General features: G+C 60.0%; 23 protein-coding genes. 12 read left to right on the top strand and 11 right to left on the bottom strand.

Going from position 1 to position 26,526, the window contains the following annotated elements:
* Positions 1-177: 177 nt before the first annotated feature.
* A complete protein-coding gene (gene polA, locus ACW55A_RS23290; RefSeq protein WP_455808322.1) occupies positions 178-2,943 on the bottom strand; it encodes a DNA polymerase I in 2,766 nt (921 codons plus the stop codon).
* A gap of 74 nt (positions 2,944-3,017) precedes the next feature.
* On the opposite strand from polA, the gene ACW55A_RS23285 reads away from it, so the two are divergent.
* Positions 3,018-3,305, top strand: a complete 288-nt coding sequence (locus ACW55A_RS23285) for a DUF2782 domain-containing protein (RefSeq protein WP_003367388.1) — start codon at positions 3,018-3,020, stop codon at positions 3,303-3,305.
* Between the two features lie 36 nt (positions 3,306-3,341).
* Complete coding sequence (locus ACW55A_RS23280; protein ID WP_060708533.1) at positions 3,342-4,292, top strand: homoserine kinase; 951 nt, start codon at positions 3,342-3,344, stop codon at positions 4,290-4,292.
* Positions 4,293-4,541: 249 nt separating this feature from the next.
* On the opposite strand, the gene znuA is transcribed toward ACW55A_RS23280, so the two are convergent.
* Positions 4,542-5,483, bottom strand: coding sequence for a zinc ABC transporter substrate-binding protein ZnuA (gene znuA / locus ACW55A_RS23275; RefSeq protein WP_498811646.1), 942 nt, complete (start codon positions 5,481-5,483; stop codon positions 4,542-4,544).
* A gap of 67 nt (positions 5,484-5,550) precedes the next feature.
* On the opposite strand from znuA, the gene ACW55A_RS23270 reads away from it, so the two are divergent.
* From ACW55A_RS23270 to ACW55A_RS23255, 4 genes are read left to right on the top strand one after another with little or no spacing between them, the layout of a single operon-like run.
* Positions 5,551-6,033, top strand: a complete 483-nt coding sequence (locus ACW55A_RS23270; protein ID WP_003425978.1) for a Fur family transcriptional regulator — start codon at positions 5,551-5,553, stop codon at positions 6,031-6,033.
* Positions 6,033-6,821, top strand: a complete 789-nt coding sequence (gene znuC / locus ACW55A_RS23265) for a zinc ABC transporter ATP-binding protein ZnuC (RefSeq protein WP_044309706.1) — start codon at positions 6,033-6,035, stop codon at positions 6,819-6,821. Before ACW55A_RS23270 ends, znuC begins: the two co-directional genes overlap by 1 nt.
* Complete coding sequence (gene znuB / locus ACW55A_RS23260; RefSeq protein WP_003367378.1) at positions 6,814-7,602, top strand: zinc ABC transporter permease subunit ZnuB; 789 nt, start codon at positions 6,814-6,816, stop codon at positions 7,600-7,602. Before znuC ends, znuB begins: the two co-directional genes overlap by 8 nt.
* A gap of 38 nt (positions 7,603-7,640) precedes the next feature.
* Positions 7,641-8,357 (top strand): PA5502 family lipoprotein, encoded by a 717-nt coding sequence (locus ACW55A_RS23255; RefSeq protein ID WP_044309708.1) that lies wholly within the window; start codon positions 7,641-7,643, stop codon positions 8,355-8,357.
* A 151-nt stretch (positions 8,358-8,508) separates the two neighbouring features.
* Here the strand turns inward: ACW55A_RS23255 and katE are convergent, their stop codons facing one another.
* On the bottom strand, positions 8,509-10,659 hold the full coding sequence (katE, locus tag ACW55A_RS23250) for a catalase HPII (RefSeq protein ID WP_003367375.1): 2,151 nt from the start codon (positions 10,657-10,659) through the stop codon (positions 8,509-8,511).
* A gap of 307 nt (positions 10,660-10,966) precedes the next feature.
* Here katE and ACW55A_RS23245 point away from each other — a divergent pair, with 307 nt between their 5' ends.
* The 3 genes from ACW55A_RS23245 to ACW55A_RS23235 are packed head-to-tail and all read left to right on the top strand — an operon-like array spanning position 10,967 to position 13,472.
* Positions 10,967-11,974 (top strand): methionine ABC transporter ATP-binding protein, encoded by a 1,008-nt coding sequence (locus tag ACW55A_RS23245; protein WP_498811645.1) that lies wholly within the window; start codon positions 10,967-10,969, stop codon positions 11,972-11,974.
* The gene (locus tag ACW55A_RS23240; RefSeq protein WP_003317371.1) at positions 11,974-12,648 is read left to right on the top strand and encodes a methionine ABC transporter permease; all 675 of its coding nucleotides are present in this window, start codon (positions 11,974-11,976) and stop codon (positions 12,646-12,648) included. Before ACW55A_RS23245 ends, ACW55A_RS23240 begins: the two co-directional genes overlap by 1 nt.
* A gap of 50 nt (positions 12,649-12,698) precedes the next feature.
* Complete coding sequence (locus tag ACW55A_RS23235) at positions 12,699-13,472, top strand: MetQ/NlpA family ABC transporter substrate-binding protein (protein WP_003432230.1); 774 nt, start codon at positions 12,699-12,701, stop codon at positions 13,470-13,472.
* Between the two features lie 234 nt (positions 13,473-13,706).
* Here the strand turns inward: ACW55A_RS23235 and ACW55A_RS23230 are convergent, their stop codons facing one another.
* Together ACW55A_RS23230 and ACW55A_RS23225 are read right to left on the bottom strand one after the other, a co-directional pair.
* Positions 13,707-14,366 carry an SCO family protein gene (locus ACW55A_RS23230; protein WP_498811644.1) on the bottom strand — a complete coding sequence of 220 codons (660 nt, stop codon included), beginning with the start codon at positions 14,364-14,366 and terminating at the stop codon, positions 13,707-13,709.
* 42 nt (positions 14,367-14,408) lie between these two features.
* Positions 14,409-14,903: a cytochrome c oxidase assembly protein gene (locus tag ACW55A_RS23225; protein WP_455808320.1), complete on the bottom strand. Its 495-nt coding sequence runs from the start codon at positions 14,901-14,903 to the stop codon at positions 14,409-14,411.
* Positions 14,904-15,183: 280 nt separating this feature from the next.
* On the opposite strand from ACW55A_RS23225, the gene ACW55A_RS23220 reads away from it, so the two are divergent.
* Positions 15,184-15,834 carry a hypothetical protein gene (locus tag ACW55A_RS23220; protein WP_498811643.1) on the top strand — a complete coding sequence of 217 codons (651 nt, stop codon included), beginning with the start codon at positions 15,184-15,186 and terminating at the stop codon, positions 15,832-15,834.
* A 119-nt stretch (positions 15,835-15,953) separates the two neighbouring features.
* Here ACW55A_RS23220 and ACW55A_RS23215 read toward each other — a convergent pair whose 3' ends face one another.
* The 5 genes from ACW55A_RS23215 to ACW55A_RS23195 all read right to left on the bottom strand — a co-directional run bounded on the left by ACW55A_RS23215 (position 15,954) and on the right by ACW55A_RS23195 (position 21,257).
* Positions 15,954-17,486, bottom strand: a complete 1,533-nt coding sequence (locus ACW55A_RS23215) for a SulP family inorganic anion transporter (RefSeq protein ID WP_054081230.1) — start codon at positions 17,484-17,486, stop codon at positions 15,954-15,956.
* Positions 17,487-17,590: 104 nt separating this feature from the next.
* Positions 17,591-18,331 carry a carbonic anhydrase gene (locus ACW55A_RS23210; RefSeq protein WP_003432243.1) on the bottom strand — a complete coding sequence of 247 codons (741 nt, stop codon included), beginning with the start codon at positions 18,329-18,331 and terminating at the stop codon, positions 17,591-17,593.
* A 207-nt stretch (positions 18,332-18,538) separates the two neighbouring features.
* On the bottom strand, positions 18,539-19,597 hold the full coding sequence (locus tag ACW55A_RS23205) for a PA0069 family radical SAM protein (RefSeq protein ID WP_003432244.1): 1,059 nt from the start codon (positions 19,595-19,597) through the stop codon (positions 18,539-18,541).
* 120 nt (positions 19,598-19,717) lie between these two features.
* Entirely contained in the window at positions 19,718-20,386 is a 669-nt protein-coding gene (gene elbB / locus ACW55A_RS23200) for an isoprenoid biosynthesis glyoxalase ElbB (protein WP_003432245.1), read from the bottom strand.
* A 208-nt stretch (positions 20,387-20,594) separates the two neighbouring features.
* Positions 20,595-21,257, bottom strand: a complete 663-nt coding sequence (locus tag ACW55A_RS23195) for a DedA family protein (protein ID WP_003367362.1) — start codon at positions 21,255-21,257, stop codon at positions 20,595-20,597.
* 231 nt (positions 21,258-21,488) lie between these two features.
* Between ACW55A_RS23195 and hemB the strand changes: the two genes are divergently transcribed.
* Entirely contained in the window at positions 21,489-22,499 is a 1,011-nt protein-coding gene (gene hemB, locus ACW55A_RS23190) for a porphobilinogen synthase (protein ID WP_003432248.1), read from the top strand.
* Positions 22,500-22,515: 16 nt separating this feature from the next.
* Complete coding sequence (ppk1, locus tag ACW55A_RS23185; protein WP_455808317.1) at positions 22,516-24,726, top strand: polyphosphate kinase 1; 2,211 nt, start codon at positions 22,516-22,518, stop codon at positions 24,724-24,726.
* Here ppk1 and ppx read toward each other — a convergent pair.
* Positions 24,713-26,293, bottom strand: coding sequence for a Ppx/GppA phosphatase family protein (ppx, locus tag ACW55A_RS23180; protein WP_498811642.1), 1,581 nt, complete (start codon positions 26,291-26,293; stop codon positions 24,713-24,715). The genes ppk1 and ppx overlap by 14 nt on opposite strands.
* Between the last annotated feature and the right edge of the window lie 233 nt (positions 26,294-26,526).

Genomic DNA, 26,526 nt, shown 5'->3' with positions numbered 1-26,526 from the left:
GACCTTAGGGTGGGATCTGGATAACTGCCAACACTTAACACAACTAGGAGCACGATCGATTTTTCAACCAATCGACACGTCTGACTCCTGTCCAAACGGTTAAGTTCCAGCAGTGAAGAAAAGTTCACATTTCCTACAATATTTGACGAACCTGCTCACAGGTTCGCCTCTTCAGGCTCAGTGAGCCTCGTCCCAATTGTTGCCAACCCCTACTTCCACCAGCAACGGCACGGCCAGTTCCGCTGCGCCGCTCATGTGTGGACGGATCTGTTCACTGATCTGATCGACCAGGTCCTCGCGCACTTCAAGCACCAGTTCGTCGTGAACCTGCAGGATGACCCGAGCATCCAGACCGGACTCGTCCAGCCAGCCATTCACCGCCACCATGGCTTTCTTGATGATGTCCGCAGCGGTGCCTTGCATCGGCGCGTTGATCGCCATGCGCTCCGCGCCTTTGCGCAGGGACTGGTTCTTGGCGTTGATGTCCGGCAGGTACAGGCGGCGGCCGAAGATGGTTTCGACAAAACCTTGCTCGGCAGCCTGTGCGCGGGTGCGCTCCATGTAGTTCAGCACGCCAGGGTAGCGGGCGAAGTAGCGGTCGACATACGCCTGTGACTGCTTGCGATCGACGCCAATCTGCTTGGCCAGGCCGAACGCGCTCATGCCATAGATCAGGCCGAAGTTGATCGCCTTGGCGCTGCGACGCATGTCAGTGGTGACGTTTTCCAACTCGACGCCAAACACCTCCGCAGCCGTCGCGCGGTGAACGTCCAGGTCATTGCGGAATGCGTGCAGCAAGCCTTCGTCCTGGGCCAGATGCGCCATGATCCGCAGTTCGATCTGCGAATAGTCGGCGGCCAGCAGCTTGTAGCCCTTCGGAGCCACGAACGCCTGACGGATGCGCCGGCCTTCAGCAGTACGAATCGGGATGTTCTGCAGGTTCGGATCGCTGGAGGACAAACGCCCGGTGACCGCCACCGCCTGATGATAGGAGGTGTGAATACGCCCGGTACGCGGGTTGATCTGCTCCGGCAGGCGGTCGGTGTAGGTGCTCTTGAGCTTGCTCATCGAGCGGTATTGCATCAGCACCTTGGGCAGCGGGAAATCCTGCTCCGCGAGTTCGGCAAGCACGGCCTCGGCAGTCGATGCCTGACCGGTGGCGGTCTTGCTGAGAACCGGCATACCAAGTTTTTCGTAGAGAATCACGCCCAGTTGCTTGGGCGAGCCGAGGTTGAACTCTTCGCCGGCAATGGCGAAGGCCTCGCGTTCCAGCGCGGTCATCTTGTCGCCCAGTTCGACGCTCTGGATGCCCAGCAGGTTGGCATCGACCAGCGCGCCCTGACGCTCGATACGTGCCAGCACAGGCACCAGCGGCATCTCGATATCGTTCAATACCGGCTGCAGTGTCGGAATCGCGGCCAGCCGTGCGTCGAAGACTTCATGCAGGCGCAGGGTCAGGTCCGCTTCTTCGGCGGCGTAATTGCCCGCCTGCTCCAGGGCAATCTGGTCAAAGCTCAGTTGTTTGGCGCCTTTGCCGGCAATCTCCTGGAAATTGATCGGCGTGTGCGTAAGGTACTTGGCCACCAGGCTGTCGCGGTCGTGGCGGGTGGCGGTGGAGTCCAGTACATAGGATTCCAGAATGGTGTCGAAGCGCACGCCCTGCAGGTCGATGCCGTGAGCCTGATCGCCGTCGATCGCGCAATTGGCAAGCAGGTTGATGGCGAACTTGGCGTGCTGGCCGACCTTGATTTTGTCCGGGTCTTCCAGCAGCGGCTTGAGCGCCTTGAGCACGGTGTCGCGGTCCAGCTGCTGCGGCACGCCCATGTATGAATGGGTCAGCGGAATGTAAGCGGCTTCGTGGGTCTGAATGGCGAAGGACAGGCCGACCAGTTGCGCACGCTGGGCATCGGTGCCGTTGCTCTGGGTGACAAAGGCAAACAGTGGCGCGGCCTGCAGCTTCTTCAGCCAGGCATCGAACTGGCCCTGTTCAAGAATGACTTCATAAGCCGCTTCTCTGGCCTCAACGGTCGGCTCTTCGACGGTCAGCTCCTGGCCGGCACGTTTGGCGTCGCGTTGCAGGTCTTCGATCCAGCTCTTGAATTCCAGCTCGGCGTACAGCTCCATCAACGTGTCGCGGTCGGGCTCGCCGCAATGCAATTGATCCAGTTCGATGTCCAGCGGGACGTCGATCTTGATGGTCGCCAGTTCGTAAGACAGAAAGGCCATCTCACGATGTTCTTCGAGTTTGGCGGCCAGGGTCTTGGCGCCACGGATCGGCAGGGATGCGACCTTGTCGAGGTTCTCGTAAAGCTCCTTGATGCCACCGCCAATGCCGACCAGCAAACCGACCGCGGTCTTCTCGCCAACGCCGGGCACGCCGGGAATGTTGTCGACCTTGTCGCCCATCAGGGCCAGGTAATCGATGATGTGCTCCGGACCGACGCCGAATTTCTCTTTCACGCCCGCCACATCCAGCACGCTGCCGGTCATGGTGTTGACCAGAGTGATATGGCCGTCGACCAGTTGCGCCATGTCCTTGTCGCCGGTGGAAATCACCACTGGACGATCGGCCGCCGCGCTGCTGCGTGCCAGCGTGCCGATCACGTCATCGGCTTCAACGCCTTCGACGCACAGAAACGGGTAGCCCATGCCTTTGACGCAGGCATGCAGCAGGTCGACCTGCACACGCAGATCGTCCGGCATGCTCGGCCGGTTGGCTTTGTAGTCGTTGTACAGCGCATCACGGAACGTCCCGCCCTTGGCGTCGAACACCACCGCGAGCGGGCTTTCCGGATACTGGCGCCGCAGGCTTTTGAGCATGTTGAGCACGCCCTTGACGGCACCGGTCGGCAATCCTTTGGAGGTGGCCAGTGGTGGCAGTGCGTGGAAGGCGCGGTAGAGGTAAGAGGAACCGTCTACCAGGACGAGTGGCGCTTGGGTCATGAGCAGAATCAACCTTTTCGGCGGGGTCGGCGCTAGAATGCGCGAACCATTGACGACAAAGGGACAAGGTTATCATGTGCAAGGTAAATCGACTGATATTGACCGGACTGTTGGCCTTTTGCCCTTTGTTCGCTATTGCAGCAGAAGATCCACCTTCAGCGGCGCCGGACGTTACTATTCGCACCGACGGTGACAGAACCATTCAGGAATATCGCCAGAACGGCTTTCTGTATGCGGTTAAAATCACCCCGAAACACGGCAAACCCTATTTTCTGGTGCGCGCCGATGGTACAAGCCCCAATTTCATTCGTTCGGACCAACCGGACATGCTGATCCCGCAGTGGGAAATATTCAGCTGGTAGCACCCTACATTCACTTCAATCGTTGGCAGTCCTGATATGTCCGTTTTTACCCCCCTGGCTCGGCCCGAGCTGGAAACATTTCTCGCCCCTTACGGGCTCGGCCGTCTGCTTGACTATCAGGGCATCGCTGCCGGTAGTGAAAACACCAATTACTTCATCAGCCTGGAGCAGGGCGAGTTCGTGCTGACGCTGGTCGAGCGCGGCCCGGTTCAGGAGATGCCGTTCTTCATCGAACTGCTCGACGTGCTGCATGAAGCCGATCTGCCGGTGCCTTATGCGCTGCGCACCACCGATGGTCAGGCGCTGCGCGAGCTGGCAGACAAACCGGCGCTTTTGCAGCCGCGTCTGCCGGGCAAGCACATCAGCGAGCCGAACACCCAGCATTGCGTGCAGATTGGCGAGTTGCTGGCCAACCTGCATCTGGCGACCCGTGGGCAGATCGTCGAGCGCAAGACTGATCGCGGCCTGGACTGGATGTTGAGCGAGGGGCGCAATTTTCTGTCGCACCTGGGCGAGACCCAGCGGGCGCTGCTTGAAAACAGCCTTCAGGAGATCGAGGCGTTCAAACCACAGATCATGGCGCTGCCGCGTGCCAACCTGCATGCCGATCTGTTCCGCGACAACGTACTGTTCGAAGGGACGCACCTGACCGGGTTGATCGATTTCTACAATGCCTGTTCGGGGCCGATGCTGTATGACCTGGCGATTGCTCTCAACGATTGGTGTTCCCGCGAAAACGGTCAGCTCGATGCTGTCCGCGCCCGTGCCTTGCTGGGTGCCTATGCGGGCTTGCGACCGTTCACGGCGGCGGAATCGAAGCTCTGGGCGACCATGTTGCGTATCGCTTGCGTGCGTTTCTGGCTGTCACGTTTGATCGCCGCCGAAACCTTCGCCGGTCAGGACGTGCTGATTCATGACCCTGCGGAGTTCGAGCACCGCCTGGCCGAGCGCCAGGAAGCGCACATTGCGTTGCCGTTTGCGCTCTGAGACCAGACCTGTCTCCGCGCGTCTGAACCCGTCGGACGGTTGACTCTCGTTCCCATGCTCCGCGTGGGAATGCAGTGCGTGACGCTCCGCGTCGCAAGAGGACGCGAAGCGTCCAGACCGGCATGCCCACGCGGAGCATGGGCACGATAGTGTTATCCCTGACGACTATCGTTCCTCACGCTCCAGCGTGGGAATGCAGTGCGTGACGCTCTGCGTCACACAGCAGTGCTGCGATGTGGGCGGTGGCAGTCAGAGACTGCTCAGGCAACCTGCCCAATCATCCGCCAGCTTTTGCAGGACTTGCTCGTAACCCTGCGCGGTGGCCGGGGTGTAGCCGCCCAGTCCATCCAGTTCGGCCAGTTTGACCGGCAGGCCGGCGCTCAGGGTTTCGGCCAGGCGCGGGCGCAGGGGTGGTTCGCTGAATACGCAGGTCTTGCCGGCAGCTTTCAGGCGTTCGCGCATGGCGGCGACGTGCTGGGCGCCGGGCTGGATCTCGGCGGCGATGGCGAATACCCCGGCATGCTTGAGCCCATAAGCCTCTTCGAAATAATCGAAGGCCTCGTGGAACACGAAGTAGGGCTTGCCTGCCACTGCACTGACACGCTGCTTGATACGGCCGTCCAGCGTATCGAGGCGTTTGCTGAAGGCCTCGGCGTTGCTGGCGTAGCGTGCTGCATTGGCAGGGTCGGCAGCGCTCAGGTCAGTGGCCATTTTTGCGGCGATCACCCGCGCGTTGACGGTCGACAGCCACAGGTGCGAATCGAGACTACCGGGCCGGTGGTCGTGGTCATGTTCGTCTGCGTCGTTGTCGTGATCATGCTCGTGGTCATCATGCGAGGCATTGTCTTCGCCAAAGTGACGCAAGTGCATGCCCGGCAGCGTCTGCACGGCAACTGCAGGCAGTTTGCGGCCCTGAAGGACGCGCGGCAGGAAGGTTTCCATGTCCGGGCCGATCCAGTAGAGCAACTCGACTTCCTGTACACGCCGTACGTCGGATGGGCGCAGCGCGTAGTTATGCGGCGAGGCGCCCGGTGGCAGAAGCACTTCCGGTGTCCCGACGCCATCCTGCACAGCCGCTGCAATCAGTTGCAGAGGCTTGATGCTGGTCAGCACTCGGACTTCGGCCTGAGCAGGGGCGATGATCAGCAGGCTGACCCAGAAAACAGCAGCAAGATTTAAAAGACGGCGCACTCGAATCACTCATATCAGCCAGGAACGGGTAACATAATAACGTCTCTAGCCAATATCGTCGCTGCTCATGCCCAATACTCCCCTGGCCAGTCGCCCCCATGACCACTCTCACTGCGTGCATTCGGCCCTCGCCGAAGCCGATGCGCTGTGCGCCAAACAGGGTCTGCGCCTGACCACCTTGCGCCGTCGCGTGCTGGAACTGGTCTGGCAAAGTCACAAGCCGCTGGGTGCCTACGACATCCTTGCAGTGCTGAGTGATGAAGACGGTCGCCGTGCGGCCCCGCCAACCGTTTACCGTGCGCTGGATTTCCTCCTGGAAAACGGGCTGGTGCACCGTATTGCCTCGCTCAATGCCTTCACAGGCTGCAACCATCCCACCCACGCGCATCAGGGCCAGTTCCTGATTTGCCGCCTGTGTCATGCGGCGATCGAGCTGCAGCACCCGGCCATCAGCAATGCCGTGGTCGATGCCGCCGCAGGCGTCGGCTTCGCGGTCGAAGGCCAGACGGTCGAGATCGTCGGTGTGTGCGCTGGCTGCAAGGCCGCTTGATGTCGGATGCATTGATACGTCTGGACAAGGTCGCCGTTACGCTTTCCGGGCAAAACGTGCTGGATGACATCCAGTTGAGCGTCAAGCCCGGCGAGATCGTCACTTTGATCGGCCCCAACGGTGCAGGCAAGACCACGCTGGTGCGTGCGGTGCTCGGGCTGCTCAAGCCCGACGCCGGTAGCGTCTGGCGCAAGCCGAAGCTGCGTGTCGGCTACATGCCGCAAAAGCTGCATGTGGACCAGACGCTGCCGCTGTCGGTGCTGCGTTTCCTGCGTCTGGTACCCGGTGTGGATCGCACGGCCGCAGCGTCGGCGCTGGAAGAAGTCGGCGCCGGGAAAGTCATCGACAGCCCGATTCAAGGCATTTCCGGTGGCGAGATGCAGCGTGTTCTGCTGGCGCGCGCGTTGTTGCGCAAGCCTGAGTTGCTGGTCCTCGACGAACCGGTGCAGGGTGTCGACGTGGCCGGACAGGCCGAGCTGTACAGCCTTATTACCCGGCTGCGCGACCGCCACCAGTGCGGCGTGCTGATGGTTTCCCACGATCTGCATCTGGTCATGAGCACCACCGATCAGGTGGTGTGCCTGAACCGTCACGTCTGCTGCTCCGGGCATCCCGAGCAGGTCAGCCATGACCCGGCCTTTGTCGAGCTGTTCGGCAACAATGCGCAGAGCCTGGCGATTTATCACCACCATCACGACCACGCCCATGATCTGCATGGCGCGGTGGTGAATGACGCTGCGTCCCTCCCTCATACTCATGTTCACGGAGACAGCTGCAAGCATGGCTGATTTTCTACTGTATGCCTTGCTCGCAGGCGTTGCGCTGGCCGTGGTTGCTGGCCCGCTGGGATCATTCGTGGTCTGGCGGCGCATGGCCTATTTCGGCGACACACTGTCCCACGCCGCGCTGCTCGGCGTCGCGTTGGGCTTCCTGCTGGATATCAGCCCGACCATCGCGGTGACGGTCGGCTGCCTGCTGCTGGCGGTGTTGCTGGTCACGTTGCAACAGCGCCAACCGCTGGCCTCGGACACGCTGTTGGGTATTCTGGCGCCGAGCACCTTGTCGCTGGGGCTGGTGGTGCTCAGTTTCATGCACGAAGTGCGCATCGACCTGATGGCCTACCTGTTCGGCGATCTGCTGGCTATCAGCCCGGCTGATCTGGGCTGGATTCTGGGCGGCAGCACGTTGGTTTTGGTGCTGATCGTCGCACTGTGGCGCCCGCTGCTGGCAATGACCGTGCACGAAGAACTGGCGCGGGTCGAGGGCCTGCCGGTTGCTACACTGCGCATGACTTTGATGCTGCTGATCGCCGTGGTGATCGCGGTGGCGATGAAAATCGTCGGTGTTCTGCTGATTACCTCGCTGTTGATCATCCCGGCGGCTGCGGCACAGCGTCACGCCCGTTCGCCGGAGCAAATGGCGCTGGGCGCAAGCCTGTTGGGCGTGATAGCCGTGTGTGCCGGGCTATCATTGTCGTGGTTCAAGGACACCCCTGCCGGACCGTCTATAGTGGTTTGCGCTGCAGCGTTGTTCTTGCTCAGCTTTGTTCTACCCAGGCGAGCGGTGTAGACTTGCTCGTTTTTTGCGCAAACTAGAGAATCGCAGGAATGAAGCCGTTCGCCCCACGCTATCTGCTGCTTGTCGCATTTTCCATCCTGCTGGGTGCCTGCCAGAGTGCGCCCACTGTCGAGACGCCTGCCTCCGAGGCCCAGCCTGACGCGTTCGCTCAGCTTGAGCAGAACATCGCCGGTAATGAGCTGGCAACGGCTGAGGACCAATTGGCGGCGTTGCAGGCTGCCAATCCTGCCGACATCCGTCTTGAGCCTTTTCAGCGTCGTTTGGCCGAAGCCTATCTGAGCCGCAGCCAGATCAGCCTGCAGAAGGGTGACATGAACGCGGCGGCCTCTGCACTGAGCCGCGCACGCGCCCTGATGCCCAAGGCACCGGCGCTGACCAGCGGCGTCAACGGCGCCATTGCCCATGCGCGCAAGGCCGAGCTGGAAAAAGCCGAAGCGGATTTGAAGGCGGCCGAAGCCAGAAGGGTTGCCAAGCTCATCGATCCGTCGGCAGAAAGCACGACAATTGAACTCAAGATCGGCGATATGCGTGCATTGCGTCGTCAACTGGACGATATCGCAGCGGATACCGTAGCGTTCAACTGTGAAGTGCTGATGGTGGTGCCGCGCACCGAAGACTATCCGTGGCTGGCCACGTTGCTGACCAAACGGGTGGTCAAGGCCAATCCGGATTTCGAGCTGCAATTGCGTCGCCAGATCGAGCGCAATGAAAAAGCGCAGATCATCCTGACGCCAGCGAAGTCCTGAGTCGATCCTCCAAAGCGGACGCAGAGCGTCCAGAACTGCATTCCCACGCGGAGCGTGAGGAACGAGAAGTGTTGGGGAGTCTATGTGGGGGCGAGAACGTTCAGAAAGGCGCTCCCACGCCGGAGCGTGGGAGCGATGTAGCAGCGTCAGATCAAGCCGGAACAGCCTTGGCTTTCACTTCACGATCCCACACACGGTGCTGAGCAATCGCGTTGAAGAACGCTTTGAACGATTTGCTATCGGACACTTCCAGCAGCCCGGCATCTTCTTCCAGGCGTAGCAGGCTCAACAGCTCTTTGGCTTCCCCGGCAAAGGAGATGGCCTTGAGGTGCTTGTAGGCTTCCAGGATGAAGTGCAATGCCACGCCGTCGCCTTTCAGGGCTTCGATCGAGGCCTTGCCACCCGGCACGAACACTGCGTCGAACGCTACCGAAGGCAGGCCTTCAGCCGATGCGTCCACTGGCAGGCTCTTGCCGTCAGCTGTCTTGACCGGTGCGGAGGTCGGGCCCAATACCTTGGCGTGTGCGCCTTCGGCAGTCAGTGCAGCTTTCATGGCTTCGACCGCTTTGCCGTCGACGCCGTCAGCCACAAGAATGGCAACCTTGCGCGAAACGATATCGCCAGACAGCAGGTTGACCTGGCTCAGCGCCGGCGACTCTTTTACCGATGTCTGACGCGCAGGTACGGTACCGGCTGTCGGTGCTGGCAAGCCCAGGTTGGCAGCTACACGTTTGGCCAGCTCCAGATCGATGTTGGCCAGAATCTCGTTGACCTGACGGGCACGGATGTACTCGCGCTCCACCTTGCCCAACTCGAAGCTGTAGGCCGCGATGATGTGCTCTTTCTCGTGATGGCTCATGCTCTGGAAGAACAGGGTGGCCTGCGAGAAGTGATCGCCGAACGATTCGCTGCGCTCACGCACCTTGTGCGCTTCAACGCGCTCAGGGTAGGTCTCGAAGCCGCCATCTACCGGGCCGGCAGGGGTTTCTTTCGGCCAGCCGCCATCGATCGAGTTCGGCTCGTAGGACGCGCGGCCCTTGTCGATAGTGGTGCGATGCTGTGCGTCACGCTGACCGTTGTGGTTCGGCGCAATCGGACGGTTGATCGGGATTTCGTGGAAGTTCGGCCCACCCAGACGGCTGATCTGCGTGTCGGTGTAGGAGAACAGGCGACCTTGCAGCAGCGGGTCGTTGGAGAAATCGATACCCGGCACGATATGGCCCGGGCAGAAGGCAACCTGCTCGGTTTCGGCGAAATAGTTGTCCGGGTTACGGTTCAAGACCATCTTGCCCAGCGGGGTGACCGGCACCAGCTCTTCCGGGATGATCTTGGTCGGATCGAGCAGGTCGAAGTCGAACTTGTGCTCGTCCTCCTCGGCAACGATCTGTACACCCAGTTCCCATTCCGGATAGTCGCCCATCTCGATGGACTCCCACAGGTCGCGGCGGTGGAAATCGGTGTCCTTGCCGGCGAGCTTCTGTGCTTCGTCCCAGACCAGCGAGCACACGCCGAACTTGGGCTTCCAGTGGAACTTCACGAAGCTCGACTTACCTTCGGTGTTGATGAAGCGGAAGGTGTGGATACCAAAGCCCTGCATGGTGCGCAGGCTTTTCGGGATCGCACGGTCGGACATGGTCCACAGCACCATGTGCGCGGATTCCGGCACCAGCGAGACGAAGTCCCAGAAGGTGTCGTGAGCCGAGCCGCCCGTCGGGATTTCGTTATGCGGCTCGGGTTTCACCGCGTGCACGAAGTCAGGAAACTTGATGGCGTCCTGAATGAAGAACACCGGCATGTTGTTGCCCACTAGGTCGAAGTTGCCTTCGTCGGTGTAGAGCTTGACGGCAAAGCCACGCACGTCACGCACGGTGTCGCCCGAGCCGCGTGGGCCCTGAACGGTGGAGAAACGCACGAACACCGGGGTCTTCTTGCCCGGATCGCGCAGGAAGCCTGCTTTACTCAGGGCGCCGTGGTCTTCGTAAGTCTGGAAATAGCCATGTGCTGCAGTACCGCGGGCGTGGACGATACGCTCCGGAATACGCTCATGGTCAAAGTGCGTGATCTTTTCACGCATGATGAAGTCTTCGAGCAGCGATGGGCCGCGGCTGCCGACTTTCAGTGTGTTCTGGTTATCGGAAATCTTGACACCGTGATTGGTGCGCAGGGCCTGCTGGGTCGCGTCCGAGCGGAACTGCTCAAGGCTTTCCAGCTTCTCGTTGGTATTGCCACGGTCCAGGGTGTCGGTACCTGCCAATTCGCTCTTGGGCGTTTGGGTTACAGGTGGTGCGTTCTTGCTAGCCATCAGAGACTCCTTATCTCGCCCCAATCATTGAGTTGGGTTCGCTGAATACGACTTCCCTGGCGTAAGCGGGAAATCACGGTATCCAAGAAGTGACCGGAGCAAAAAACAGCCGTTCCTTTTATTTTCGACCTGCGATCACCAACGGTCGTGTTATGTCCATTGCGCAGGACAGCCTGCAAATAAATGCTAAGCACAGCGGGCAGGACAGGCTAAAATGCGCGCCCGGCTCAATCTGGCCGAGGTAACGAAGCAAGTGGAATTGATCCACTGCGCTGATTTTTTAACGCGCCCCCACAAGGTTCGCTCCGTGATCGAGTTTCATAACGTCCACAAAACCTATCGGGTGGCAGGCAAGGAAATACCGGCCCTGCACCCCACCAGCCTGCGCGTCGACAGTGGCCAGGTGTTCGGCATCATCGGCCACTCCGGCGCGGGCAAAAGTACCTTGCTGCGTCTGATCAACCGCCTGGAAACCCCGAGTGGTGGACAGATCGTGGTCGATGGCGAAGACGTCACTGTGCTCGACGCCAATGGCCTGCGCCGTTTCCGCCAACAGGTCGGGATGATTTTCCAGCACTTCAATCTGCTGGCGTCCAAAACCGTGGCCGACAACGTCGCCATGCCGCTGACCCTGGCAGGCGATATGCCGCGCAAGCAGATCGACCAGCGTGTGGCCGAGTTGCTGGAGCGGGTCGGATTGTCCGATCACGCCAAAAAGTACCCGGCACAACTGTCGGGCGGCCAGAAGCAGCGTGTCGGCATCGCCCGCGCACTGGCTACCAAGCCCAAAATTCTGCTGTGCGATGAAGCCACCAGCGCACTGGACCCGCAGACCACTGCGTCGGTCTTGCAACTGCTGGCCGAGATCAATCGTGAGCTGAAGCTGACCATCGTGCTCATCACCCATGAAATGGACGTGATTCGTCGCGTCTGCGATCAGGTGGCCGTGATGGACGCCGGGGTGATCGTCGAGCACGGCAGGGTCGCTGATGTGTTTCTGCATCCACAACACCCGACCACCAGGCGCTTTGTGCAGGAAGACGAGCAGGTCGACGAAAACGAACAGCGCGATGATTTCGCTCACGTTCAGGGCCGTATCGTGCGTCTGACGTTTCAGGGCGAGGCCACCTACGCGCCGTTGCTCGGCACGGTGGCGCGGGAAACCGGCGTCGATTACAGCATCCTCGCCGGTCGTATCGACCGCATCAAGGACACCCCTTACGGGCAGTTGACGCTGGCCATCACCGGCGGCGACATGGACGCCGCCTTCGCGCGCTTCACCGCCGCTGATGTTCATATGGAGGTGCTGCGCTGATGGACGCTTTTCTGAACCTGTTTTCCAATGTCGACTGGTACGAGATCTGGGTGGCCACTGGCGACACGCTGATCATGCTCGGTGTATCGCTCGGTTTCACCATCCTGCTCGGCCTGCCGCTGGGCGTGCTGATGTTTCTCACCTCGCCGCGTCAGTTGCTGGAGCACAAGCAGCTGTATGCGACGGTCGGGGTGATCGTCAACATGCTGCGCGCGCTGCCGTTCATCATCCTGCTGATCGTGATGATGCCGTTGACCGAGATCATTACCGGTACGTCACTGGGCATCCTCGGCACTTTGCCGCCGCTGATCGCCGGTGCCACGCCGTTCTTTGCGCGCCTGGTAGAGACCGCCTTGCGCGAAGTGGATCGCGGCATCATCGAAGCCACGCAGGCCATGGGCGCGACGACCCGGCAGATCATCGTCAAGGCGCTGCTGCCTGAGGCGCGCCCCGGCATTCTGGCGGCGATCACGGTGACCGCCATTGCGCTGGTATCGTTCACGGCCATGGCCGGTGCGGTAGGCGCTGGCGGGCTGGGCGACCTGGCGATTCGTTATGGTTATCAACGCTTCCAGAACGATGTGATGTTCGTGACGGTCGTATTGTTGCTGGTGCTGGTGCAGATTCTGCAGACCATCGGCGACAGACTGGTCGCGCATTTCACACATCGTTGATCGAATCCGTTGGTATTGGCCCGCCTGTGCGGGCCCGAAGGAGTTGTTGCATGAAGAAACTATTGGCCATATTCGCCGCTGTCACCGCCTTGTCCGCGCAAGCCAACGAAACCCTGACCGTCGCGGCCTCTGCCGTGCCGCACGCCGAGATCCTCGAGTTCGTCAAACCGACCCTGGCCAAAGAAGGCGTGGATTTGAACATCAAGGTGTTCAATGACTACATTCAGCCTAACGTGCAGGTGTCGCAGAACCGTATGGACGCGAATTTCTTCCAGCACCAGCCGTATCTGGATGAGTTCAACAAGGGCAAAGGCACTGATCTGGTGGCCGTGGCCAAGGTGCACATCGAGCCTTTCGGCGCTTACTCGGACAAGTTCAAGACGCTGGCAGAGCTGCCCAACGGCGCCAATGTCGCCCTGCCCAATGACGCCACCAACGAAGGCCGCGCCTTGCTGCTGCTGGCCAAGGCAGGTCTGATCACCCTGAAAGAGCCGGGCAACATCCTGTCCAAGCCTTCGGATGTCGTGAATAACCCGAAAGACCTGAAGTTCCGTGAGCTGGAAGCGGCCACGCTGCCCCGCGTCCTGACTCAGGTCGATCTGGCGCTGATCAACACCAACTACGCCCTGAGTGCCAAGCTCGACCCGACCAAGGACGCGCTGATCATCGAAGGTGCCGATTCGCCCTACGCGAACATTCTGGTGGCCCGCCCGGACAACAAGGACTCGGACGCGATGAAGAAGCTGGTAGCCGCCTTGCAGAGCCCGGAAGTGAAAACATTCCTGACCGAGAAGTACAAAGGCGCTGTGGTTCCGGCGTTCTGATCCGATTGTACCTTGCGGTTCTCGCGCCAGTGCTCTGTGTCCCTTGTGACGCAGAGCGTCGGGAACACCTTATCGCTCCCACGCTCTGCGCTCATAGTTATACAGGCGCGTCGTGGGAGCGAGCTTGCTCGCGAAGAGGCCGGTAAAGCCTCCAGAAAATAGAGCGTTTGGACCAAGTCTTCGTGAGCAATGCGGATCGCCGCCCCGGTCACTCCCGCAGGAATCTCACAGGCCCTAATCCCTTTCCAGCAGCCCCGGCAATTGCTTCACCAGCTTCTGATTGTTCAGCGGTGCGCGGATAAAGCCTCGCTGCGTTCCATCCGGCCCGATCAAAGCCAGATTACCGCTGTGGTCGACGAAGTAGTTCGCTTTGCTGGTGTCTGCGGGAATGAACGGAATGCTCACGGCATTGGCGAGTGTCTGGATATTAGCGACAGGCGCCGTCAGGCCGATGTACTGCGGGTCGAAGTAGCCCAGGTATTGCTTGAGCTGCTGCGGCGTATCGCGGTTCGGGTCGACGCTGACCAGTACCACCCGCATGCGCTTGACTGTCTCTTCGGGCAGCTCGGTCCTGATCTGCTTGATCTGCGCCAGGGTCGTGGGGCAGATGTCCGGGCAGAAGGTGTAGCCGAAGAACATCAACGTCCATTGGTCTTTCAAGCCGTCAATCGCTACAGCCGCGCCGTTCTGGTCGGTCATGCTCAGGGCCGGTAACTGGCGGCTTTTGGGGAGCAGCACAATACCGGCGTCGTTGAGCGCCGCCTGGTCCTGTGGGTTGCGGCCAGTCAGCACCTGGCTGAGGATCACGCCCAGAAGCAGGGCGACAATGGCAGCAACAATGAAAACGGTTTTCTGAGTACGGGTCATGGTGTCGGCGCGGGTAGTGATCGGCATGCGGCCGGGGATGATGGCCTATATTGCGCACCGAGCCTAGATCTAGGGCGTGGTGACATCGAACAGCGTATAGGCCAGCGTCAGACGTTTTACATCCTCGGGTATGTCACGGTCGACGATGAAGCGTACCGGCATCTCGATGCGCTCGCCCGGCTGTAATGTCTGTTGGGTGAAGCAGAAGCATTCGGTCTTGTGAAACCACGCTGCGGCCTTTCCGGGCGAAATACCCGGTACGGCCTGGGCTTTCATCGGTCTGTCGGTCGGGTTCTGCGCGATGAAGGTCATCTCGTTGAGCGCTCCGGGATGGACCTGCATCTGGCGCGACTGCGGGTAGAACGCCCAGGTCATCCCGGCCGCATTGCCGGCAGTGAACAGCACATCGATCTGGCGTGAAGCGTCCTGAACCGCTACGCCATTGTCGTTGTGTCCGGTCAGCACGCCGTAAAGCGACGGCAATGCCAATCCGCACATCAACATGATCACTATTAAACACGTCAAACGCAGAACGAGCTGTTTGGACAAAAGAGGCTGGCTCATGCGTGGCTCACTTTTTATGTCTGACAGCGTGTCGAAAGAGCTGCGGGCGACTTCAGAGTAGCCTGCTTATTCAAAACGCGAACTGCAGCGCACCCGCATCGCCGGGGGAAGGCAGTCGTTTTCGGTCAAAAATCGAGCAAAATATACCCTGATAGCGCAAATGTATCTAAATGTGAGTTGCATATAGCAAAACCGTCTTAGGCATTTAGTTAAGCAAGCTAACGTATGACTCTCCATCAACGAACCATGGGGTCTGACGCCTCAAGGAGTCCCAGCAGCCATGAACACCGCCGCATTGCGCGAGCAGATACAACTAGCCCATCAACATGAGGCCCGGACCGGCCACTTGCTGCAACAGTTGGAACAAAAGCTCCCACATCTTCATCCCGCCATCCACCTGCCGGAAGTCGACGCGAAAGACGTACTGACGCGTTTCGTCACGGCCTACATCGATCTGGTCCCCGATCTGCTGGACGCTGCCCATGAGGTCGCGCTGCACGCCGGGATCGAAGGGCAGATAAAGCCGGTGTTGAAAATCGCCAAGCATTTTTTCGCGGCCCCGCCTTCCATCATGGATGGGCATGAAGGCCTGGAAAGCCTGTTGGACGAGGCTTATCTGGCGCATCGGCTGGTCGAGGAAGTGAATGACCTGTACATCAAGCATTTCGGTCAGCCGCTGATACCGTCAAATACCACGGTTGCCAGCGTAATTGCCCACCAGTTGATCGGCGAGCAATTTGCCAACCAGCTGGACGAAGCGGTTCACCATGTTGTCGATGAGCTGCTTGATGAGGAGAGTTTCGCGCTGGACTCGGTCGAGGCCTACCGCGAGAAGCTGATCAGCCCTGAAACGGGTGCGGCCTGGCAGCGCTGGCCAAGCCTGTCACGTCAATTGGGCGTCGGCCTGGAGCTGGAGCGCTCCGCGGTCTGATTCAGAGGCCCGAATCACTGTCTTCGCCCGCAATGGAAGGAGCCGGATATCGCTCCGCTGCTACGCGAAGACCCATCCGGCTCACATGTCCCAGAGCTGTGATAACAGGGTAGCGACTGTCAGGCGGCGCCCGAGCCGATCCCCGTTGTCGTGTAGATCCGCCCTTCAAGACGACGCTTCAAGCCACGCGATTCGATAAGCAACCGGGTGCCATGAGCGGCATTGGAACGACCCCATTCTTCCAGCAGTTCCAGACACGAGTGGTCGATGTAGGACAAATTGCCCAATGGCACATGCACCGTGCTGCCCTGCGGAATAGTGCCCAGTGCCTGAGTCAGCGCCGGCACCTTGAGGAATGTTGCGGCACCGACCAGACGCAGCTCGAATTCCTTCTCGCCCGCCAGTTCGACCACACTGATCTTCAGACGCGAAGCCTTGAACGCCAGCTTCACCAGGGTCAGACCAAAACCGACCAGTACACCGGTCAGCAGGTCGGTGAAGATGATCGCCACGGCAGTCGCCGCATAGGTAAACATCGGCATCCGGCCATAGCGACCCAGACCACGAAACGCCTTCAGATCGACCAGCTTCAGACCGGTATAAACCAGCACACCAGCCAGACTCGCGACCGGAATGCTCTGCAGTACGCTCGACAGCAGCAACACGAACGCCAGCAGCCACAGGCCGTGGAAGATCGTCGAGAAGCGCGTGGTGGCACCGGCCTGGACATTGGCCGAGCTGCGCACGATAACGCCGGTCATCGGCAACGCACCGAGCACGCCGCAGAGCATGTTGCCCACGCCTTGAGCGCTGAGTTCCTTGTCGAAGTCCGAACGCTGGCCACTGTGCATGCGGTCAACCGCCGAGGCAGAGAGCAGCGTTTCGGCACTGGCAATGAACGCCACAACGATAGCGGCAACCAGAATGGCCGGGTCGGCCAGGTTCATCAGGTCGGCCGGGCGAAGCCAGTCGATGGCGTCGGCCAGGTTGTCAGGCACTTCGACACGCTTGACCTGCAAGGCCATGAACAGGCTGATGCCGGTTGCGATACCCACGCCCAGCAGCGCGCCGGGTACGAAGCGCAAAGACTGCGGACGAAGTTTTTCCCAGCCCCACATGATCAGCATGGTGCCCAGACCGAGCATACCGGCCTGCATGCCGGTGCCTGGTCCGAAGGCCTGGATCAGTGTGGAAGGGAAGGCGATCAGATTGTCCAGCCCGGAAGGTTTGGGACCGCTGTCGAACATCACGTGTGCCTGTGACAGTACGATCAACACGCCGATACCGGCGAGCATGCCATAGACCACCGCAGGCGCCGTGACCCGGAACCAGCAGCCAAGCTTGAATCGACCTGCCAGCAGCTGAAGTAACCCGGCGAGTACCAGAATAGGACCCAGCATGGCCATGCCGTGCTCGCGTACCACTTCAAAAACCAGTACTGCCAGACCGGCTGCGGGTCCGCTGACCTGCAACGGAGAACCGGCTATCCAGCCGACTATAAGCCCGCCTACGATGCCTGTGATCAGACCTTTGGCCGGAGGCATGCCGGATGCGATGGCGATCCCCATGCACAGCGGCAGGGCGACCAGGAACACGACCACGGAAGCGAGCAGCTCCCGTGGTAAAGCGGTTTTCAATGCTGTAATACCCATGACGCTTCTCCGGAATTCTTCAGACGAGGCAAGACGGGCGACGCGCATCCTGCGCAGCCGCCATCAGCTGATAAAGAAGGGCTTGCCGTCAGTCGGACTGGTGATCAGTCGGCTGAAAAGCGTGCTTTCGGTGAAGCCATCGGCGTCGGTCCCGAACCGTCGAGCGGTATGAAACGATCGAGCTCGGCGTCATAAGCCAGGATTTCGCTGGTTTCGATGCTGTAGACCCAGCCGTGAATGAACAATTGGCCGCTGGCCATTTTTGCTGCGACCGAAGGGTGGGTGCGCAGGTGTTGCAACTGGGAAATCACGTTTTCCTGAGTCAGGACCTGCATGGTTTCCAGTTCGCCGCTGCAGCTGCAGTTCTGCTCGACTACCGTGCGGGCAACCTCGGCATGACGCAACCAGGCTTTTACCGTAGGCATCTTGTCCAGGCTGTCAGGGTTGAGCACTGCGCGCATGGCGCCGCAGTCAGAGTGTCCGCAAACGATGATGTGCTGCACGCCCAGTGCAACCACTGCGTATTCCAGAGCGGTGGACACGCCGCCGTTCATCTGGCCATACGGCGGGACGACGTTGCCGACGTTACGCGTGACGAACAGGTCGCCAGGCGAACTTTGGGTGATCAATTCGGGCACGATGCGCGAGTCGGCGCAGGTGATGAACATGGCCCGTGGCGATTGGGCAGTCGCCAGCTTCTTGAACAGCTCTTCCTGCTGGGGGAAGACCTCGTTACGGAAATGTACAAAGCCATCGACGATATGTTTCAACGCTACGTCGGCGCTGTCTGAATGGCTTGATGTGCTGGACGACGTAGCCGAATGCTGTTTACCGATGTCTGTCATGTCTTCATCCTCTCTGACGAATTGATGTGGATTCTTCATGCCTGTTTGACCAGAGCCGGATGTGATCCCTCTCTGAAGGGCATCACGAACAAATCCCTTGAGCGCTATCGCTGATGACACTCCGAGTAACAGACTAATCGCCGAAGCTTAAACGAAACTGAATGCGATGGCTCTGGGACGCGGGTTTGCACGATAGTACCAAGTTCGTCACAGCAGCGACATTTGTCCTCCCGGCGGACAAAACGCATCGCAGTCGAGTGCAAATCCACCACGTTTGTTCAATCCGAGTCGTTTGATTGCCAAGGCATAGCGTTGAGCCAGCAGGTCGGCAAACGGTCCTTCGCCACGCATTCGAGAACCAAATGTGCTGTCGTACACGGCTCCGCCGCGACTTTGACGAATCAGACTCATCACATGATCGGCGCGTTGCGGGTAATGTGTCTTCAGCCACTCGTCGAACAGCGGCGCGACTTCCAGCGGCAGGCGCAGCATGACGTAGCTGGCGCTCAGGGCGCCCGCAGCCTTCGCTTCGCTCAGCAGTGCCTCCAGCTCGCTGTCATTGATCATCGGGATCATCGGCGCACACAGCACGCCGACCGGGACACCCGCCTGACGCAATACCCGAATGGCCCGCAGGCGAGCCTTGGGCGCTGCTGCCCTGGGTTCGAGGATGCATTTGAGCTCGTCATCCAGCGTCGTCAGGCTGATGAAGACCGACACCAGCCGCAGCCTGGCCATTTCTGCCAGCAGATCCAGGTCGCGCAGGATCAGCGAGCCTTTGGTAATGATGCTGACCGGATGCCGATAGCGCAGCAACACCTCAAGCGTCGCCCGGGTGATGCGGTACTCCCGTTCGATCGGCTGGTAGGGGTCGGTGTTGGCCCCGAGGGTGATGGGCGCGCAGCGGTAGCCGGGTTTGGAGAGCTGTTGCTCGAGCAACGCCGCTGCGTTGGTCTTGGCGATCAGCTTGGTCTCGAAGTCCAGGCCGGGAGACATGTCCCAATAGGCGTGGCTGGGTCTGGCGAAACAATAGATGCAGCCGTGCTCGCAGCCCCGGTAAGGGTTGATCGACCTGTCAAAGGGGATATCCGGCGAGCTGTTGCGGGTGATGATGCTTTTGGCTGTTTCGCTGGTAACCTGGGTGCCTTGCGTGAGTGGCACTTCCTGATACCAGCCATCGTCTTCAGCCACTGATTGACTGGGTGCGAAACGGTTATGCGGATTGCTGGCAGTACCTCGGCCACGAACCGGATAGAGGCTGGACATCTGGCATTACTCATATACTGTTCATGCGTACAGTACAGCATAAAGCCCGGATGGATCACTAAGGTCGGCCTGCAAAACACCGCTCGCCTGACGGGCGGTGTTTTGCAGACAGGGCGACGGTCAGGCATCGCCCTCGTGAGTCAGCTCCAGCACACGGTCAACCAGCTTATTGATGCCCGAGGCCGCCTCGCTGATGCTTTTGGCGACCATATAGGCAGGCGTGCTGACCAGTTTTCGCGCTTCGTCCTCGACGATGTCATCGACGGCGCATTCTGAATGACTGCCACCCATTTTGGTGATGGCCGCGGCGGTTTCAGGGTCGTTACCGATGGTGCAGGTCACGCCGGGACCATAGATCTTGGCCGCAAGTGCCGGGGTGATGCAGATCAGCCCGACCGGTTTGCCGGCTTCGGCAAACGCCTCGGCGAGCTCCAGCAACCCGGCTTCGACCTGGCAGGCATGGCCTTGCAGGGCAAGGTCGGAAAGATTCTTTGCCGAGCCGAAACCGCCCGGGATGATCAGGGCGTCAAAGTCTTCGGCATTCGCCTCGCGGATGTCCTTCACTTCGCCCCGTGCAATGCGCGCAGACTCGACCAGTACATTGCGCGACTCGGGCATTTCCTCACCGCTCAGGTGATTGATGACGTGATGCTGAGTGATGTCAGGCGCGAAGCACTGAACCTGCGCACCGCGTTGATCCAGGCGCAACAGGGTGAGAACGCTTTCGTGAATCTCGGCACCGTCGTAGACGCCACAGCCGGAGAGGATTACAGCCACTTTTTTCTGCATCGATTTCGGCTCCTTGTGCTTGAGCAACCTAAGGCTTCTTTTAATTTGTCTGTTCAGTTGATCGCTTTGCGGGCCGAGTGTTCAGTTGAGGGATTGCTGGCTGCGCACAAGGTGCATGGGGAGGGTGGTGGTCGCGAGGTCTGCAGCGTCTGTGCGCTGTCGCCGAGCGAGGCCTGTCAGCCTGCGCTCGGGAGAAGTACGGGGGAGTTTATTCGTCGGACTTTTTCGTCAGATCGACGGGCACGGTGACCGGCGTTTCCAGGTCGGAGGCCGCTGCCGATGCGCAGAAGCGGCTCTTTTCTGCACGCTCTTCACGGGCGATGCGGGCGTTCTTGATGCGTCTGCGTATCCACAGGGCCAGCCCCAGCAGTACCAGCGCGCCCAGCACCCAGAGTTCATATTTCTTGACGTTGCCCAGCAAGCCTTCGAGAACCGCGCCGAAGTGGTAAGCAGCCGAACCCAGCGCCGCAGCCCAGACAGCTGCGCCGATACCGTTCAGCAGAAGATAACGCCCGGGTGGATAACCTGACAGGCCGATGGCCACGGGCATGACCGTTCGCAGCCCGTACACGAAGCGGAAGCTCAATACCCAGATATCCGGGTGCTTGCGGACCAGCCGCAGGGCCTTGTCGCCCATGAGTTGCCAGCGAGGCTTGCGCGCCAGGAGCTTGCGGCCGTGCTTGCGCCCCATGAAATACCACAACTGGTCACCCGCATAACTGCCACAAAAGGCCACGAGGATGACGATGTTGAGGTCCATGTATCCGCGAAACGCCAGGAATCCGGCAAGAACCAGAATGGTCTCGCCTTCAAAAAAGGTGCCGAGGAACAGGGCAAAGTAGCCGAATTCGTTCAAGAAATTCTGGAGCATTGTCTGGATGCTGGCGAAATGAACGCGCAGCCTAACGCGCCCAAGGCAATCATGAAAGTGTCCATATGTGTCTCGACGTTAAAGATTCTTGCAACCACAATGGTCGTATCCCCTTGAAGGCCGTGACCGCGACGTGCAGTCGCAGGTCGAACCATGACTGTCACACATTGGTCATAATGGCGGCTTATAACTGTCGCGCTTGCCCGCGTAAGCGGGCTCAGGAGTCTCGCCGTGAGCTTTACCCCCGCCAACCGCCTGTTTCCTCTCACTCGTCTGCGCCGTAATCGCCGCGACGACTTTTCCCGTAGGCTGGTGCGTGAAAACGTTGTCACTGTCGACGATCTGATTCTTCCCGTATTTGTCCTCGATGGTGAAAACCGTCGTGAATCCATCGCCTCGATGCCCGGCGTCGAGCGCTTGAGTGTGGATCTGTTGCTCAAGGAAGCCGAACACTGGGTCGCGTTGGGTATCCCTGCGCTGGCGCTGTTCCCGGTGACACCGCCGGAAAAGAAATCCCTCGACGGTGCCGAAGCCTGGAACCCGGACGGCATCGCCCAGCGCGCGACCCGCGCCCTGCGTGACCGTTTCCCGGAGCTGGGCGTCATCACTGATGTGGCGCTGGACCCGTTCACCACCCATGGTCAGGACGGCATCCTCGATGAAGAGGGCTATGTTCAGAACGACATCACCGTCGACGCGCTGGTGAAGCAGGCGCTGTCGCACGCCGATGCCGGTGCTCAGGTGGTCGCGCCGTCGGACATGATGGACGGTCGCATTCAGGCCATCCGCGAGTCTCTGGAGCTGGCCGGGCATGTGAATGTCAGGATCATGGCCTATTCGGCCAAGTACGCCAGTGCCTACTACGGTCCGTTCCGTGACGCGGTGGGTTCTTCGCTGAATCTGGGCAAGGCCAACAAGGCCTCTTATCAGATGGACCCGGCCAACAGCAGCGAGGCCCTGCACGAAGTGGCAGCCGACCTTGCCGAAGGCGCCGACATGGTCATGGTCAAGCCTGGCATGCCTTATCTGGACATTCTGTACAGGGTCAAGGATGAGTTCAAAGTGCCGACCTTTGTTTATCAGGTCAGCGGTGAATACGCGATGCACATGGCCGCAATCCAGAACGGTTGGCTGAGTGAAGGGGTGATTCTCGAATCCCTCACTGCCTTCAAACGCGCCGGTGCCGACGGCATCCTTACCTACTTTGCTGTCCGCGCCGCTCAACTGTTGAAGGGGCAATAGCCTCACAGGAACATTCATGAATACCGAAGCACTCATCGAAGCCGCTGTTCAAGTCGATGTCCCGGAGGCAACGCCCGTGGTCGAACCTGACATCGAAGTAATCCCGGCCATCGAGGCACCCGCCGCTGCGGTGCCCGCTATCGTCGCCCCGAACCTGGACGACAGCAGCCTGTATATCCACCGTGAACTGTCGCAACTGCAGTTCAATATCCGGGTTCTGGAACAGGCGCTCGATGAGTCCTACCCATTGCTGGAGCGGCTGAAGTTTCTGCTGATCTTCTCCAGCAACCTCGATGAGTTCTTCGAGATTCGTGTTGCGGGCCTGAAGAAACAGATCACCTTTGCCCGCGAACAGGCGGGCGCCGATGGTCTGCAGCCGCATCAGGCGCTGGCCAGGATCAGCGAACTGGTACACGGTCACGTGGATCGTCAGTACGCGATCCTCAACGACATTCTGCTGCCGGAACTGGAGAAACATCAGGTCCGCTTCATTCGCCGCCGTCACTGGACGGCCAAGCTCAAGGCCTGGGTACGACGCTATTTCCGCGACGAGATCGCGCCGATCATCACCCCGATCGGTCTCGATCCGACGCACCCGTTCCCGTTACTGGTCAACAAGAGCCTGAACTTCATCGTCGAGCTTGAAGGTATCGATGCCTTCGGGCGCGACTCCGGTCTTGCGATCATTCCCGCGCCGCGTCTGCTGCCGCGTGTGATCAAAGTGCCGGAAGATGTCTGCGGGCCTGGCGACAACTTCGTGTTCCTGTCGTCGATGATCCACGCCCACGCTGACGATCTGTTTCAGGGCATGAAGGTCAAGGGCTGCTACCAGTTCCGCCTGACCCGAAACGCCGACCTGGCGCTGGACTCCGAAGATGTGGAAGACCTGGCGCGCGCACTGCGTGGCGAGTTGTTCTCGCGTCGCTATGGTGATGCGGTACGTCTGGAAGTGGCGGATACCTGCCCGAAACACCTGTCGGACTACCTGCTCAAGCAGTTCAACCTGAACGAGTCCGAGCTGTATCAGGTGAATGGTCCGGTCAACCTGACACGTCTGTTCAGCATCACCGGCCTGGACAGCCACCCCGAATTGCAATACCCGCCGTTCACGCCAGCCATTCCCAAGCTGCTGCAGAACAGCGAAAACGTTTTCAGCGTGGTCAGCAAACAGGACATCCTGTTGCTGCACCCTTTCGAGTCCTTCACGCCAGTGGTCGACCTGCTGCGCCAGGCGGCAAAAGACCCGCACGTGCTTGCGGTACGCCAGACGCTGTATCGCAGCGGCGCGAACTCGGAAATCGTCGATGCGCTGGTCGATGCCGCGCGTAACGGTAAGGAAGTCACTGCGGTGATCGAGCTGCGTGCGCGTTTCGACGAAGAGTCCAACCTGCAACTGGCCAGCCGTCTGCAGGCCGCCGGTGCAGTGGTGATCTACGGCGTGGTCGGCTTCAAGACCCACGCCAAGATGATGTTGATTCTGCGTCGCGAAGCGGGCGAGATCGTGCGTTATGCGCATCTCGGGACCGGCAACTACCACGCCGGTAACGCGCGTCTGTATACCGACTACAGCTTGCTGACCTCCGATGACGCGTTGTGCGAAGACGTCGGCAAACTGTTCAGTCAGTTGATCGGCATGGGCAAGACGCTGCGCATGAAGAAGCTGCTGCACGCGCCGTTCACGCTCAAGAAAGGCATGCTCGACATGATCGCCCGCGAGACGCAATTTGCGCTCGACGGCAAGCCTGCGCACATCATCGCCAAGTTCAACTCGCTGACCGATCCGAAGATCATCCGGGCGTTGTACAAGGCCAGCCAGTCCGGTGTGCGCATCGATCTGGTGGTGCGCGGCATGTGCTGTCTGCGTCCGGGCATCGCCGGGGTTTCGCACAATATCCATGTGCGCTCGATCATCGGCCGCTTCCTGGAACACACGCGAGTGTTCTACTTCCTCAACGGCGGCGACGAGCAGATGTTCCTGTCGAGTGCCGACTGGATGGAGCGCAACCTCGACAAGCGCGTCGAGACCTGCTTCCCGGTGGAAGGCAAGAAGTTGGTTCTGCGTGTGAAAAAGGAACTGGAAAGCTATCTGACCGACAACACCCACAGCTGGCTGTTGCAGCCGGACGGGCGTTACGTGCGCAGCACGCCGACCGGTAATCAGAACCCGCGAAGCGCCCAGGCGACCCTTTTGGAGCGCCTGAGCAACCCGGTCCTCAGCGTACGCTGAAGACGATGCCGACTCGGGTCAGCCACTCCGCTTCCAGGGCGAAGTCGGCCTGAGTCAGCTGGTTGTTGTCCAGCCAGCCTTTCGGGAATTCGGCGTCCAGATTCGGGCCGTCGGCACGCAACACCACACGTGGCATCTCTTGGGTGCCGCGAATGTGGTGAAACAGAATCGCAAAGCGCAACAGCACGCACAAGCGAATCAGCTTGATGCCTTCGTCGCCGAAATCGGCGAACTTGTCCTTGGGAATATTACGGCGATGACCGCGCACCAGCAGTGCGAGCATTTGCTGGTCTTCGCGTGAGAAACCGGCCAGGTCGGAGTGCTCGATCAGGTACGCGCCGTGCTTGTGGTAGTGATAGTGGGCGATGTCCAGGCCGATTTCGTGCACCTTGGCCGCCCAGCTCAGCAGTTCGGCGTAGCTCTCGTGCTGTAATTCCCAGCTCTCGGCGACTTGCTCCAGTGCGTGCAGCGCCTTGGCTTCGACGCGTGCCGCCTGTTCCAGATCGACGTGATAACGCTCCATCAGCGAGCTGAGCGTACGCTCACGGACGTCTTCATGATGATGGCGGCCCATCAGGTCATACAGCACGCCTTCACGCAGGGCACCTTCGCAGTGATCCATGCGCTTGAGTTCGAGGGCGTCGAAGATGGCTTCGAGAATCGCCAGGCCTGCGGGGAAAATGGCGCGACGGTCGGGCTTGATGCCGTCGAAGTCGATCTTTTCCACATCACCCAGCTTGAACAGCTTGCGCTTGAGCCAGGCCAGCCCTTCGGCGTTGACCTCGCCAGCGCCGTAACCATTGGCCTTGAGCGCCAGGCCGATAGCACGAATGGTGCCTGACGAACCAATCGCTTCATCCCACTTGAGGCGATGCAGTGCGTGTTCGATGCTCATGATTTCCAGACGGGCAGCGGTGTAGGCCTGAGCATAACGGGCCGGTGTCACCTTGCCGTCGCGGAAGTAGCGCTGGGTAAAACTCACGCAGCCCATCTGCAGGCTTTCACGCAGCAGCGGCTCGAAGCGCTGGCCGATGATGAATTCGGTACTGCCGCCGCCGATGTCGGCGACCAGACGTTTGCCTGGGGTATCGGCCAGTGTGTGGGAGACGCCCAGATAAATGAGGCGCGCTTCCTCGCGGCCGGAAATCACTTCCACCGGGTGGCCGAGGATTTCTTCGGCGCGGTGAATGAAGTCGTTGCGGTTACGCGCCTCGCGCAGGGCATTGGTGCCCACGATGCGTACCGCACCGAGCGGCAGCCCGTTGATCAACTGGGCGAAACGTTTCAGGCAGTCGAGACCGCGTTGCATGGATTCTTCGGTCAGCTGGCGCTCTTCGTCGATGCCAGCGGCCAACTGCACCTTCTCGCCCAGGCGCTCAAGAATGCGAATCTCGCCCTGATTGGCTTTTGCCACAACCATATGAAAGCTGTTGGAGCCCAGGTCGATAGCGGCGATCAGTGAAAAATTCTTGGGTGTTGAGTGCGGCATGGTCAGGAAATCCGGTTCGATAACCGGACCATCGTGCCACGATCCATGCTTGCCGCCAACGCGAAGCTGTTCAGGCACCGGAAATACCCGGTATTACTCGCGCGCGTGGCGTATGGCTATCAATGCCATGTGACGCAGAGCTTCACCAAAATGCATTGCCACGCTAAAGCGTGCGGAACGAGAGGTATCCCTAAGACGCCATCGTGTCTATGCGCCGGGCTCAGCGTAATACACAGTCTTCGTGGGAGCGAGCTTGCTCGCGAAGAGGCCGGTGCAGCCCCTGAAAATATGGCGTTTGGACCAAAGTCTTC

It is taken from the genome of Plantibacter cousiniae (nom. nud.), from assembly GCF_977070315.1.
Note: the sequence above shows the minus strand (reverse complement) of the source record. Positions and strands in the feature narration are given on the sequence as shown.